The 13,212-nt window shown below is 30.9% G+C and carries 14 protein-coding genes; 11 read left to right on the top strand and 3 right to left on the bottom strand.

Annotated features, from left to right (window positions below; genetic code table 11):
* Nucleotides 1-103: 103 nt before the first annotated feature.
* Nucleotides 104-703, top strand: coding sequence for a DUF6642 family protein (locus D1815_RS05410; RefSeq protein ID WP_027391439.1), 600 nt, complete (start codon nucleotides 104-106; stop codon nucleotides 701-703).
* A 79-nt stretch (nucleotides 704-782) separates the two neighbouring features.
* Here the strand turns inward: D1815_RS05410 and D1815_RS05405 are convergent, their stop codons facing one another.
* Nucleotides 783-1,694 (bottom strand): NAD(P)/FAD-dependent oxidoreductase, encoded by a 912-nt coding sequence (locus D1815_RS05405; protein ID WP_118386238.1) that lies wholly within the window; start codon nucleotides 1,692-1,694, stop codon nucleotides 783-785.
* A 210-nt stretch (nucleotides 1,695-1,904) separates the two neighbouring features.
* A complete protein-coding gene (locus D1815_RS05400) occupies nucleotides 1,905-2,462 on the bottom strand; it encodes a TetR/AcrR family transcriptional regulator (protein WP_118386237.1) in 558 nt (185 codons plus the stop codon).
* 330 nt (nucleotides 2,463-2,792) lie between these two features.
* On the opposite strand from D1815_RS05400, the gene D1815_RS23890 reads away from it, so the two are divergent.
* Nucleotides 2,793-3,725 (top strand): nuclear transport factor 2 family protein, encoded by a 933-nt coding sequence (locus tag D1815_RS23890; protein WP_233557610.1) that lies wholly within the window; start codon nucleotides 2,793-2,795, stop codon nucleotides 3,723-3,725.
* Nucleotides 3,726-4,001: 276 nt separating this feature from the next.
* On the opposite strand, the gene D1815_RS05390 is transcribed toward D1815_RS23890, so the two are convergent.
* The gene (locus D1815_RS05390; protein WP_118386236.1) at nucleotides 4,002-6,086 is read right to left on the bottom strand and encodes a helix-turn-helix domain-containing protein; all 2,085 of its coding nucleotides are present in this window, start codon (nucleotides 6,084-6,086) and stop codon (nucleotides 4,002-4,004) included.
* A 226-nt stretch (nucleotides 6,087-6,312) separates the two neighbouring features.
* Between D1815_RS05390 and D1815_RS05385 the strand changes: the two genes are divergently transcribed.
* The 9 genes from D1815_RS05385 to D1815_RS05345 all read left to right on the top strand — a co-directional run bounded on the left by D1815_RS05385 (nucleotide 6,313) and on the right by D1815_RS05345 (nucleotide 13,209).
* A complete protein-coding gene (locus D1815_RS05385; RefSeq protein WP_118386235.1) occupies nucleotides 6,313-6,900 on the top strand; it encodes an ankyrin repeat domain-containing protein in 588 nt (195 codons plus the stop codon).
* Nucleotides 6,901-6,974: 74 nt separating this feature from the next.
* On the top strand, nucleotides 6,975-8,072 hold the full coding sequence (locus D1815_RS05380; protein ID WP_118386234.1) for an acyltransferase family protein: 1,098 nt from the start codon (nucleotides 6,975-6,977) through the stop codon (nucleotides 8,070-8,072).
* A gap of 69 nt (nucleotides 8,073-8,141) precedes the next feature.
* Nucleotides 8,142-8,609: a thioredoxin family protein gene (locus tag D1815_RS05375; protein WP_118386233.1), complete on the top strand. Its 468-nt coding sequence runs from the start codon at nucleotides 8,142-8,144 to the stop codon at nucleotides 8,607-8,609.
* Nucleotides 8,610-8,647: 38 nt separating this feature from the next.
* Nucleotides 8,648-9,235 (top strand): hypothetical protein, encoded by a 588-nt coding sequence (locus tag D1815_RS05370; RefSeq protein WP_118386232.1) that lies wholly within the window; start codon nucleotides 8,648-8,650, stop codon nucleotides 9,233-9,235.
* A gap of 92 nt (nucleotides 9,236-9,327) precedes the next feature.
* A complete protein-coding gene (locus tag D1815_RS05365; RefSeq protein ID WP_118386231.1) occupies nucleotides 9,328-9,930 on the top strand; it encodes a hypothetical protein in 603 nt (200 codons plus the stop codon).
* A gap of 180 nt (nucleotides 9,931-10,110) precedes the next feature.
* A complete protein-coding gene (locus D1815_RS05360) occupies nucleotides 10,111-10,674 on the top strand; it encodes a hypothetical protein (RefSeq protein WP_118386230.1) in 564 nt (187 codons plus the stop codon).
* Nucleotides 10,675-10,757: 83 nt separating this feature from the next.
* On the top strand, nucleotides 10,758-11,438 hold the full coding sequence (locus D1815_RS05355) for a DUF4386 domain-containing protein (protein WP_118386229.1): 681 nt from the start codon (nucleotides 10,758-10,760) through the stop codon (nucleotides 11,436-11,438).
* Between the two features lie 155 nt (nucleotides 11,439-11,593).
* Nucleotides 11,594-12,295, top strand: coding sequence for a DUF4386 domain-containing protein (locus tag D1815_RS05350; RefSeq protein WP_118386228.1), 702 nt, complete (start codon nucleotides 11,594-11,596; stop codon nucleotides 12,293-12,295).
* Nucleotides 12,296-12,534: 239 nt separating this feature from the next.
* Complete coding sequence (locus D1815_RS05345; protein WP_118386227.1) at nucleotides 12,535-13,209, top strand: DUF6624 domain-containing protein; 675 nt, start codon at nucleotides 12,535-12,537, stop codon at nucleotides 13,207-13,209.
* The last annotated feature ends 3 nt before the right edge of the window (nucleotides 13,210-13,212 follow it).

Genomic DNA, 13,212 nt, shown 5'->3' with positions numbered 1-13,212 from the left:
TAAAACACTTATAGTTTATAGGTGTTTTATATAAATTAACTAAAAAAGATTAAAGAGATCTACTATTTTTGTGATTCGTATACATTTCGTAAATCCTAAAGATTTGTTAGAAAAAAGAGAGCAATTACCCCAAGAACCATTAATCGATGCCGATTATTTTATTTACTGTTTAGAAGCAGTTAATGATATAGAAACGAACGAGATTACTGAGGCACAAAAAAAATTAGAACAGTTGACCTCTCAATATGGCGTAGCCAGTATTTATAAAACCTGCGACACTATTGAAGGTTTAGAAGCTAGTTTAAATACATTAGTGCTGGATGATCATAATTTTAAAAATTATGAAATCATCTATTTGGTGATAACGGGCGAAGCAAATAGTATTTGTTTAAATGATTACTATTATAGTTTACAGGAAATTGCAGAAATTTTTGAGGGAAAATTAAACGGAAAGATTTTACATTTTTCTAATGCAAAAGTGCTGGATTTAGACGAAGAAGAAGCACAATATTTTCTGGATATCACAGGCGCAAAGGGTGTTTCTGGATACGGAAATCCATATAATGGAGTCACTAGCTCAAATCTTGATATAACATTTTTTAACTTGTTTAAAGAAGATGATAACATGTTAGATGTTGTAGAAGAGCTGCATCAAAGACATTACAAAATCTGTAAATTCCTTGATTTTAGACTGTATTATTAAATTACAATCTTATATCCTTAAAACTAACGTATTGTGAACTCCTTTATGGTAATTATAATCAAATAATTACCTAAATTATTTATAACCATTCTTCATCAATAAGTTCTTTGTTTAGCATTGCTGCGGTTTTGGCACCCATTCCAACAGCATTAGCTACAGAACGAATTAAGGAAACGTTATCACCACAAGCATAAATACCTGGAACAGTTGTTTTTTGAAAATTATCTACTGTTATATACCCCATTTTATCGATTTCACAGCCCAGTATTTTTGGAATATCTGAGTTTTGAACAAACGGTACTCTTGCATATAACGCGTCAATTTTTATTGTAGTTCCATCTTTAAAAATAATATAATTGAGGTGCCCATTATTTTGATTAAAACTTATAATCTCTTTTTCAATGATAGGAATTTGATGAAGCGATAATTGTTCAGTTTGTTCCTGTGTAAGCTCGGATTTCCCATTGGTATATAACGTTAAATCTTTTGTCCAGTTACTTATAAGCTTAGAAAAATCAAAACCGTAGTCACTATTTCCTAAAATTCCAGTTGCTTTATTTCTTACTTCATAACCATGGCAATATGGGCAATGAATTATAGAAATACCCCAACTTTCTTTAAATCCTTCTATATCAGACATTATATCTTTGATACCGGTAGCAACTATTAATTTTTTAGAATTAAAAATCTCACCGCTTTTTGTGGTTATTTTAAATCCTTTTTTAGTTTTATTACCATGGGATGCGAATCCATTATAGAAAAAAACCGTATCGTAAATTTCGAGGTCTTTTTTTGCTAATCTATTTATTTCTGAGGGTATCATACCGTCTTGAGTAAGAAAATTATGCGAATGGGGAGTTTGCCTATTACATGGTTTACCATTATCAATCACAAGTACGTTACGTAAAGCTCTTCCTAATCCAAGCGCAGCGGATAATCCAGCATAACTTCCGCCTATTATAATTACATCAAAAAGTTTGTCTTTGTTCATATTTTGAAGTTTTTAAATATTAATAATAGAGGAGGAGATGCAATAATTTTAATTGATGCAAAGACTCTATTACATAAATTCTAATAGATTATCTTTTATTTAAATTAAATTATGATGTAATTCATGTATTGCTTCTTCTATTACTGCCATATTGTATTCTATTATCATTTACACATGTCTCAATTATGAGACATAGGTTATTAAATTTTTTTAAGGACTAATTCCTTTTATAAAAGATTTCCAAGCAAATTCTTTGATGTGTAATTTTTCGGTTTCGGTAGTCGTACTAGCATTAACCGTACTGTTTATTATACCAGCATGTAGATTTTGAATCCAATCTATGGTCATTTGCCTGCTAATTATGTTTTTCTTTTGCAAGTCTCTAATTATTTGTGCGAAGCTTTGATAAATATAATCATAGTCTGCGCAGTCTTTATCGCTTTGAGAATGTTTGTGACCAGTTCTTTGATGAAGTTTATAAAAAAAAGAATATTTGGCTCCGCAGTCGATGCCTGCGTGTAAAATATTTTTTAACTGGATCAATGGATCATCAGAACTATTAATTGCTGCTATCATTGCCTTTTTACAACTCATTTCCATTTGACGTTCACAGGTAACAATTAGTTCATCTCTATCCTTAAAGTAACGATGCAATGTTCTTCTTGTAATATCTGCATTATCTGCAACCTTCTGTAATGGTGCAGAAAAATCTTTATTAAAAACTTTAATAGCAGCTTCAATTATTCTTGATCTAGTTTCAATATTCATCCGAATACAAAAGTAATCTTTTTTTACAAAATGTCTCAAATATGTGACATAAATTATTTTAATTATTTTTTTTTCTGAGACAACAGAGATTATCTTCTTTCAATATGCAACAGGTATAATATCACAATCACAATTCTTCAGAGAAAATATAATATTACTTATACGTTTCATGCTTTTGCAAAAGTGCCACATATCCCTTCATAATTTTATTCAATGCATACTCCAAAATAGGTTTTTTCATTCACTTTGTATGCCAACATCGTGATGTAAGTAGGAAACAGTGTCTAAACCTTAGACATTTGCCACGTATTAATATTAAAAACAGTCAATATGAAAAATTACATCCTAGTAGTAGCGATGCTGCTTACAATTCAATATACAAATGCCCAATCTAAAATTGATAAAGATGTGAATACATCAGTTATTAGTTTAGTTATTCTTAATGATAACGGAGATGTTTTAATAAAAAAAGCAACAATTGGTTGGATAACAATGGGTGCATTTTATGAGAAAAGACAAACTATAAATGAAGTTATCGATAGTATCTCAAATAAATATGGAGTATCTATTACAAAACCAAACCTTAAAGGTGTTTTTACTTATAAATTTGACTTTAATAATTCGTTAAGTGTACGACAGGTTTATGTCGCAAAATCTACGACTAATGATTTGCCAACAAATAAAAATGTAGAATTCCGTTGGGCTCCAAAAGATGAGGCCATAGAAAAGTTTAAAGCTACCATTCCATCTTTAGGCGAAATGATAGCGCAAGTTATAGAGTATCCTCAAGTAGTTTGGGGAGGGGCTTTTTTAATTAAAAAAGAAAACAATAAAAAGACTTCTACTGTAATAGAGGATTTTTATCCTATAAGTGACGCTGCTACATACAGAACATCATCATATAATCCTTCAGTTGTAAAAACACTTCAGAAATATATGGAAGGGAGTTCTTATAATAAGAAAGAAATGTTATTAAGTGCCTTTGCAGACAATGCTACACTATATCTAACAAACAGAGATGGAGATTTCAAAAAATACTCCCCAAGTGAGTACGCTGATTTTTTTAAAAACGCTGAAAAAGGGAAGTTTAATGGGAGAGAGGCCAAAATTTTAGATATTAAGATTACAAAAGATATAGCAACAGCAAAAGTTGAAATCGCCGGTCCCAATCGAGCGTGGGTATATATTGATTTATTCTTACTTAAAAAGTTTAAAAATGATTGGAGAATTATTAGTAAAACAGCAACAAGGGTTGATAAATAAGATAGAGAAGAATGCTTTATAAAAGATAATGGAACATCTTTCTCGAAACGACGTTGCCTCTGAGCTGCTACACTGAGCCTTTCGAAGTTTTGTCGAAGGGTGGGAAAATAAGGGAAGCCGATCTTAGGAGATTTGCGATTTCCATAATCTGAAATAGGAGGTAACGGGGAATGTGTGAGGAATTGGATTAATAAACAAAAATTATTTATATTAAAGAAAATCCACAAGAAACGAATCAAATAATTTTGAATTGGTTGAGAATAAAATTTCAACTATTTATAGTAGTTTTTCTTTTTCTAAATTTTCCTTAAGCTTTTTATGTTTTTCCCAAAACTTAATTTCTATTTTCTCAATAGTTTCCTCGTATTTTGGGTGATTTTTCAATTTCTTCAGTAGTGGGTCTTCATTCATGAACAAAATTACCCAATATTGAAAACCATCTTGTAAACTAAATTTATCATAAGCTTCTATAGCTTTATCTGGCATATTTTCATAAAGATAAAGCATGGCTAAACTTGCCTCTTTGTAAATTGACTCATCTTTTTCCAGATAATCTTTGTATTTACTTAAGTATTGTTCAGCTTTCTTAGAAAACCCCATTTTATTGAAAGTGTGCGCTATTTTTATATTTTCTGCAGGATATAGATCAATTTTATTGGTGGCAAGTATGTTTATATATTTTTCATAATAAAATAATGCATTATCATAATCTTCTTGAAAATAATACATCTTAGCCAATTCTTGAGTAATATCAGTACGTGTAGTATCTTTTTGCCACTCTATAAGCATTTTGCTTGTTAAGGTTTTTAAATCCTTGTTATTGGCATAATTTATAAAGTTTTTTAAATAAGTAGAGTAAGGGTTTCTAGGATTATATTTCAAAGATTCTTCAATGTATTCAGAAGCTTTTTTTGTAAACCCATTTTGAACTAAGGCATTACTCAAGTTCAAATAAATATAGCTCTTGGATACAGAATCATTAGCCTCTATATTCAGTTTGATTCCTTGTAATGCATAAGTTAGGTATTTACTAGTATTAGGAACAACTCTAGAATATAAAACAGATAAAAATAATACTACAGAAGAGGCATTAGGATTATAATCGAGTGCTTTTTCCAAATAAGGTATCGCTAACTTAAACTCGTTTACATTTATATAATATAGCGCTTTTGCAATCAGAGGTAATTCTGAAGTAGCATCATACAACAAAGCATTGTCTGCATACTCATTTAATTTGTCTACATATTTTTTTTCAATTTTATTTTCATCAAGATAAAAGTAACAAATGGCAATTTGGGCATAAGCATCAGCATATTTTGAATCTTCTTCTATCGCTTTTTCAAAATTCAAAATACCTTTACGTAATCCTTCTTCACTTTGTTCATTTTGATGTTCTAATCCTTTTAGATAAAAGTCATAAGCTACTAGATTTTCAGTAGGTTTTTTAGCAATAAGTGCAAATTCTTTTGGTGTTACATTTGCTTCTATAGCAAGGGCTATCTTCTTCGCGATGTTATTTTGAAGTTCAAAGATATCATCAAGTACATATTTATATTGTTCAGACCAAATAGGGCTATCTTCATTTGCATCTATCAATTGAATGCTTAGAAGTACTTCATTTCCTATCTTTTGTCCGCTGCCTTCAATCAAATAGTTGACTTGTAATTCTTCGGCGATTTCAGAAACGTTTTTAGGATTGTTTCTATATTTTTCAGTAGATGTCCTACTGATTACTCTTAAATCTTTAATTTTTTGAAGATTATTAAGTGACGATTCCATGACTCCATTAATAAAGTACAAATTAGAATTGTCTTCACTTAAATTTTTGAAAGGTAAAAAGGCAACCGACTTTTCTTTATATGCTTTGGATTCAAAAGAAGTGAACTGGTCTTTAAAAAAGTAAATGATAGCAATGATTGATATAATCGTGATTGCAATAATATATCTATTAATGTTTTTGTTTTTTCTAACGGCTTTTTTGGTTTCTTCTTCCTTATTTGTTTGTTCTGGATTCGATTCTTCTTGTTTTTTGGTTTTTGTTTCACCAGGCGGATATCCATAATATTCACGATAACATTTTGTAAAATAGGACGGATTGCTGAAGCCAACTTCAAATGAAATTTCTGAAGCAGTCAATTCAGTCTCTCGCAACATTTCTGCAGCTTTCTGCAAACGTATCTCTCGGATAAACTGACTGGCAGACAAATTGTTTTGCTTTTTTATTTTCCTCAGTAAACTCGAACGACTCATATTCATTTTAGAAGCCAATTCAGAAACACCAAATTGCTCGTTAGAAATATTTTCTAAAACTGCGGATTTGGCTTGCAATAAAAAAGAATTTGAAGTAGAGTCTTGAGTCATTTTTTGATTAATTAAAACGAAGATAAGTAAAATTTAAACACAGATTTTTAAATCAGCTTTTTCTGATTTTATTATGATTTGCATCATAATTTATAGTCTTGCTACATAATTTATAAGACTGCATTAAACTTCATAACTCTTGATTCATAACTGTTTACTGTTGCTTCAACGTTGATTGCATCTTTGTGTCATCAAATCGAAATAATAATACTTAAAATTTAAAATCATGAAAAATTCAATTAAAATTCAATCAAGATGTTTAGCTATACTTATATGTATTATGGCAATTGCATTTACATCATGTTCACAAAAAAGTGAAACCAAAAACACAACAGCCACTTCAAATGAGAAGATTGCTAAACCTAGTCAAGATATTCATGAAGCGATAATCTCAAATAATTTCGAGGTTGTAAAACAGCATATTGAAAATGGTTCGGATATCAATAAAATAGAAAACATGAGTGGGTCTACACCTTTATTAACTGCAGTGACTTTTAATAGACCTAAAATAGTAGCTGAGTTATTGAAAGAAAATGTTGATTTATCCATAAAGAACAATGATGGCAGCACAGCATTACACACTGCAGCATTTTTTGGAAGAATAGATATGGTTGAACTATTGTTGGATGCTGGAGCAGATAAAACTATAAAAAACAATTTTGGTGCAACACCAAGAGAAACTGTATTAGGTGAATTTTCGCAAATGAAACCTATTTATGAAATGTTAACTCTTCAATTGCAACCTATGGGCTTCACATTAGACCTTAACGAATTGGAAAAGGCAAGACCTGTAGTCGCTATGATGTTGCAATAAAGCATACATATGATTGCTTATTGCATTATCAATCTAAGAATAAACATTAAATACATCAACCAAATTCCCATAGTATGAAAATTGAAAGACGTTATGATATCGATTGGCTAAGAGTTATAGCTATAGCACTTTTATTAATATACCATATTGCTATTGTGTTTCAACCTTGGGCTATGCTTATAGGCTTCATAAGAAGCGACGAAATCTCTACTACCATCTGGCAACCAATGACCATGTTAAATGTATGGCGTATACCTATTCTTTTCTATGTGTCTGGTATGGGTGTTTATTTTGCTTTAAGAAAACGCAATAACATAGAATTACTAAAGGAGCGTGCAAAAAGAATATTACTACCATTTTTATTTGGCATTGTGGCTATAACTCCATTACACATGTTTGTGTTTCAAGATTACTATAGTATAGGTTTAAGTTACTATCCGCATATGGGACATCTTTGGTTTTTAGGAAATATTTTTATTTATGTGCTTATTGGACTTCCCGTTTTTTACGGCATACAAAAAGGTATGTTTTCAAAACTCATAGCTTTTTCAAAACGACTATTTAGCAATCCACTAGGCTTATTATCCGTTAATGCATTTTTTGTTGCAGAGGTATTACTATTACAACCAAAACCTTTTGCAATGTATGCGCAAACCTGGCATGGTTTTGCAATTGGTTTATTAGCATTCTTTTTCGGCTTCCTTTTTATGAAAACAGGAAAAGTGTTTTGGAATTCAGTAAAACGATGGAAATGGCTTTTTCTGGGATTGGCAGCTATACTATATACGGTAAGATATGTTTTATTCGGCGCCGAAGGACCTTTATACTTAACTTCTATTGAGAGCAATAGTTGGATCTTCTCAATATTCGGTTTTTGCCATCAATATCTTAATAAACCGAGTAAGATTTTATCCTATTTAAGTAAAGCCGCATATCCTGTTTATATCATACACATGATTGTATTGTATTTAGCAGCAAAATTTATATTGCCTTTAAACTTGCCAGCACCAATAGCATTCGTGCTGATTACACTTATTACGTTTATCGGCTGCTATTTACTTTATGAGTTTCTGATAAGAAGAATCCCTATTCTTAGACCATTGTTTGGTTTAAACTGGAAAGTAGATATAAAGAAAAAAAGGAGTGAAACTATTGTTGTAAATAAAGCCTAATGCATTGGCTCAAACCTACTTCGTATTTAGAAGAATCATCCTTGAAATTATAAATAAAAGAATCGAAAAATGAAGACTAAAAAAATAAGTTCAAACGTAAAATCATCAAAAAAGAAAACACATCCATTTTGGAGCTTTTTCTGGCTTACTTTTCTTGTCGTTTCGCTCTGGTACGCTTGGTATTCTTTTTACGCACCATCTAATGAAATTGAGTGGGTGACTCTTTCTAATCAAGAATCACTCATCAACAATTCCAATAAATACGCAATAGTGTTTTTTACAGCAGAATGGTGTTCACCATGTCGTATAATGAAACGAGAAGTATTTGCCGACCAAAAAGTTGAAGAGACGATTAATTCAAAATACAGAGCTATCATGATTGATATCGATAATCCAGAAACCAAGGACATTGTAAATCAATACAAAGCTTATGCGACACCAACCACGATCCTTTTAGATCCAGAAGGGAAAGTGGTTAGGCATATTGTCGGCAAAATTGAAAAGGATGAATTCCTTCAAATGCTTCTAAATATTTAATCTGCTCGAAAATTTTAAGTAAAAAAATAAAAGACAAAATGAAGAATCTAATTATTGTACTATTTGCTTTGACGATTCTTAGTGCGTGTAACAACAAAACCAAATTAGGTATAACCCAACAACCAACATTAACCGATTATACTATTGGTGAAAAATGGGTATGGAAGTATAAAGGTGTAACTACCGGAGGAGAAGTTCGCTCGGATGGAACAGATACAAGGGAAGTAGTGAAATTTGGAGAGTTCATAGGTATGACTATCGGCAAGGACACTATTCTTGTTAGCGATATTGTTAAACCAGAGATTAGCGAAACACCAAAGTATGACTGGCCTCTCGAAGTGGGTAAAAAATGGAAGTATGAAAACAATTGGACAAGTCAAGATGGAACTACTGGAAGCCAAAGTCAGAATGCCGAAGTACTATCCTACCAAAAAGAAACGGTAGAGGCTGGTACATTTATGGCTTATACAATCAAATACACTGGTAAAACCACAAATTCCAGAGGATATAGCGCAGATGAAACGGAAGTTTGGTTATATGCACCATCTATAAAAAATTTCATAAAACTTACTCAAAATCAAGGTGATTTTCGGTATGAAGAGGAATTAATTGAATATTCAAAATAAATCAAGGACAACATTAAATAAAATAGAAATTATCAATCAAAACAATCATAAAACGAACAATCATAAAACGAACAATCATAAAACGAACAATTATGAAAACAATCAAAAAACAAATCTTATCAAAACTGGCTTGTGTTGCCTTTGCATTAGTATCTAGTATAACATACGCACAAAACACACATTCAGAATCAACAACACAAAGAGATGGATTCATATTCGAATTCATAGCAGGTGGCGGTATTATTAGTTTAGAAGATAGTGCAGGTATTCAAACTTTTGACCAATCTCAAGGAGCATTTGTTTTTCCAGATTTAAAATTTGGCTACATGTTAAACGACAAACTCGCCATTACAGCCTCTTTACCTGGAAATATATACGAATTTCAGGATATTGACAGGCATTTTGGAGGGCTCATTCCTTCTGTACAATATTGGGTAAAAGATAGATGGTGGATTCATGGAGGAATTGGCTTAGCAATAGATTCGCCAGCGCTATATGATATTAAAGACGATGTAAATGACGATTGGAACTTTGGTTGTGCTGTTATGGCAAGTACAGGGTATGAAATTTACAAAAAGAAAAACTTTGCGCTTAATGTACAGTCTAAACTAGTTCTTGGTCGTGCTTCTTTAGATGGAGATGCATATAGAGATGCAGTAATCTTTAATGTAGGATTAGGGTTTAGTTGGCTATAAGCTTTCACTCGAATTATGTATTAGAAAGTCACATATAAACTTTAGCATTTACAGTATTTCTATACTGAATTGGATTTTGTATTACATAATTCGGGTTTGATATTACTTATTAATAAAATGAAAACATTAAGAATTTATCTACTTACATATACTCTAATGTTAGCACTTATTTGAGAAAAAATGAAACGATTAACAAAATTTATAGATAAGAACATTTCAGGAAAAAAAGTTTTAGGCCTTTTTATCTTGACAAATGTTGTTTACACCTTTATGCTTACTGTTACAATTCCTAAAACAATGGAATTCTCTAAAGGAATGAAATTACTGGATATGATGCCTACAGGATATGATCTGGATTATGTAAGAGAATTATTCAGTTTGCTTGGAGAAAATGGACGTTTAACCTATCTAAACAACCAAATACCTGTGGATATGATTTATCCACTACTATTCGGACTTTCTTACTGTTTGCTTTTGGGGTATTTATTGAAAAAATTGAACAAGTTAAATTCTGTATATAATTTTCTCTGCCTACTACCAATAATTGCAGGAATTGCAGATTATTTGGAAAATATTGGAATTATAGTAATGTTAAAAAACTATCCTGAATTAACAGAGGTTGCTGTAAAATCAACAAGTTCTTTTTCTCTAATAAAAAGTATTTCGACAAGTGTTCTTTTTATAGTCTTGATAGTAACGCTAATTATATTTGGAATTAAAAGAATTAAAAGCAAAAGGTATTAAATATCAATTAATTACAATGTTATAAAAGTAGAGAAAATTAAATTTCTTGAAATAATCAGAAATTTAAATTAATTCAAAAAAATATGATAGACACTCAAACACAAAAGAAAATTCAGAAGCAAGTCAAAATAGTTGGCTTCACCTATTTGGTAACCACATTAATTGGCTCTATAAATATTTTTTTCGTTAAAGCGGGTATTCATAAACCTGATATACTGTTAGAATCAGAATTTCAATTTAGGATGTCTATACTTTTAGACATCACAATGTATGCACTTGTAATGTGGATGGCTGTTGCATTGTATATACTAACGAAGTCTATTAATAAAAATAAGGCTTTGCTTGGTTTTGTCTTTAGGGCAGCTGAGGTAGTTATGGGTTTTGTAATGGTACTTTTATATACTTCACCGTTAATCATTTTAAGTAAAGCAGAAAGCTATCAGTTTAATAATGACACTTTACATTCACTAGCTGAAGTCTTTTTTGATATATATAGAATGGGATCTAATCTTCATCTTATTTTAATGAGCGTAGGTGCTTTTATATTTATAAAGTTATTAAAATGTGCTTCTTATATCCCCAAATGGTTGAGTTATTGGGGGCTTTTTACTTATGCAACAGTATTTATAGGTTTTATATTACAAATCCTATTTCCAGAGACTTCAAAACAGTTAATGGTAGTTATGGTCCCAGGAGCATTTTTCGAACTCATTTTTGGAATTTGGCTTTTGACAAAAGGAGTAAGAATTAATAAGGATTTCTAAAAATAGTGATTAGTAAATCAAAAAATATTAAAAACAGATGCAGAAAAAGTTTCTTGTCTATTGCTTTATACTAATTTGATTTTGAATAGAATCTTGAAGAGTAAATAGAACGAGCAGAAGAATTTGAAAAAAGAAAACAGAATAACTGATAATCTATGATTGATAATAATGAACATAAAAATTTAATTAAGACCGCTAGAATAACTGGCCTATGGTATTTAATGATGGCTATTACAGGAATTTTAGGGTTTATGGTCTTTCATTCTCAAATATTTGTGTCTGGTAATCCTGAACAAACACTGACAAATTTAGTAGAATTAGAATCTACAGCAAGAATTAGGTTGCTATTAGAGTTTGCTATCGTAATATCACAAGCACTTACCGCAGTTTGGTTCTTCAAATTATTTAAAGATAATTATGAATGGGAAGCTTGGACTTTAGGTATATGGGGAATGGTAAATGCTTTAACCATTATGATAAGTGCAATTTCAATAGCTTCAGCAATAGGTATAGCAAACTCTGATATAAGTGCTATGGAAGACCAAGTTTTACTAATTCAGTTGCTACAACATATAATTTCAAATGCTTGGGGAATTGGTGGTCTATTTTTCGGGTTATGGTTATTACCCATGGGATATATAGTTGTCAAATCTAAAAGGTTGCCTATCTGGTTAGGAAGAGTTCTTATTTTAGGTGGTATAGGCTATTTAGTTTCTACAATTATACGCTACGCCGGAATTGATTTTAGTCTCAATAGATTTCTTACAATACCTGCAACCATTGGTGAATTTTGGATGATTGGTTATTTGCTAATTTTTGGAATAAGACGTAATATAAAATCAATAAGAAATCAGTAGTTTATAAAAAAACACGGTTCACCAAATGTTCTCAAAACAAAGGACATAGCGAAACCTATATAGACAAATCATTTAAACTTGATGGCATAGAAAAAGTCCACAAGTATGTTGAAACAGGACGTAAAAGAGGAAATGTAGTCATAGAATCTCTAAATAAAATGATCTGATAAAAATTGGTTACACCAGTTTGCATTGATAGCATCAAACGGATTAAACATAGCAATAAACACCTTTTAAAAATGAAGTATATCTTATTATTCAGTTTAGCTCTACTACTCAATTGCTCTAATAAAACTAAGGCAGAAGAGCATGTATTGGTAAAAGAGGAAGAGGAAAATGAAAATTTAATTTCACTAATAGACCAAATATGGACTACCGAACAAACGCCAATTAGATTAAGAGATTCATTAATAGTTATATACGGTGTAGATTCAGAGCTAGCTAAAGAGCAACAGGTAATTATAGATAAAAATCATATAATTAATGAAAGTAGAGTGAAAAGTGTCCTTGAAAAATATGGCTGGCCAACAAAAGAAATGATAGGAGAACGTGGTAATTGGACCATTTGTAATGTTATTCAACATTCAGATAATGAAGTTCGAATACAATACCTTCCAATGATGAGACAAGCTGTCAAGGATAAAAAGTTAGAACCTCGATTCTTGGTAAGGGCAGAGGACAGAATAGCAACTGAGAGAGGTGATTTACAAATCTATGGTGGACAAATGAAATACTACCCAGAAACCAAGAGTTTTAATTTATGGCCAGTTTTTGACCCAGAAAATATAGATAAACGAAGGACAGCAATTGGGCTGGATTCAATCGCCATATTTCTTAAAAATAGATTTGATTTTGAATGGAATATCGAAGAACAAATAAGAAGAACAAGAGAATTTGAAAAAAGAAAACAATAGCAC

The sequence above is a fragment of the Aquimarina sp. AD1 genome, from assembly GCF_003443695.1.
In the GTDB taxonomy this organism is placed as follows: Bacteria; Bacteroidota; Bacteroidia; order Flavobacteriales; family Flavobacteriaceae; genus Aquimarina; species Aquimarina latercula.
The sequence above is the reverse complement of the archived record's forward strand: the minus strand, read 5'-3'. Positions and strand labels throughout refer to the sequence as shown.

Coding starts and splice junctions, on each gene's coding strand:
- D1815_RS05385 (WP_118386235.1), top strand. CDS start 6,313: ATGAAAAATTCAATTAAAATTCAATCAAGATGTTTAGCTATACTTATA.
- D1815_RS05405 (WP_118386238.1), bottom strand. CDS start 1,694: ATGAACAAAGACAAACTTTTTGATGTAATTATAATAGGCGGAAGTTAT.
- D1815_RS05375 (WP_118386233.1), top strand. CDS start 8,142: ATGAAGACTAAAAAAATAAGTTCAAACGTAAAATCATCAAAAAAGAAA.
- D1815_RS05355 (WP_118386229.1), top strand. CDS start 10,758: ATGATAGACACTCAAACACAAAAGAAAATTCAGAAGCAAGTCAAAATA.
- D1815_RS05350 (WP_118386228.1), top strand. CDS start 11,594: ATGATTGATAATAATGAACATAAAAATTTAATTAAGACCGCTAGAATA.
- D1815_RS05400 (WP_118386237.1), bottom strand. CDS start 2,462: ATGAATATTGAAACTAGATCAAGAATAATTGAAGCTGCTATTAAAGTT.
- D1815_RS05390 (WP_118386236.1), bottom strand. CDS start 6,086: ATGACTCAAGACTCTACTTCAAATTCTTTTTTATTGCAAGCCAAATCC.
- D1815_RS23890 (WP_233557610.1), top strand. CDS start 2,793: ATGAAAAATTACATCCTAGTAGTAGCGATGCTGCTTACAATTCAATAT.
- D1815_RS05360 (WP_118386230.1), top strand. CDS start 10,111: ATGAAACGATTAACAAAATTTATAGATAAGAACATTTCAGGAAAAAAA.
- D1815_RS05370 (WP_118386232.1), top strand. CDS start 8,648: ATGAAGAATCTAATTATTGTACTATTTGCTTTGACGATTCTTAGTGCG.
- D1815_RS05365 (WP_118386231.1), top strand. CDS start 9,328: ATGAAAACAATCAAAAAACAAATCTTATCAAAACTGGCTTGTGTTGCC.
- D1815_RS05345 (WP_118386227.1), top strand. CDS start 12,535: ATGAAGTATATCTTATTATTCAGTTTAGCTCTACTACTCAATTGCTCT.
- D1815_RS05380 (WP_118386234.1), top strand. CDS start 6,975: ATGAAAATTGAAAGACGTTATGATATCGATTGGCTAAGAGTTATAGCT.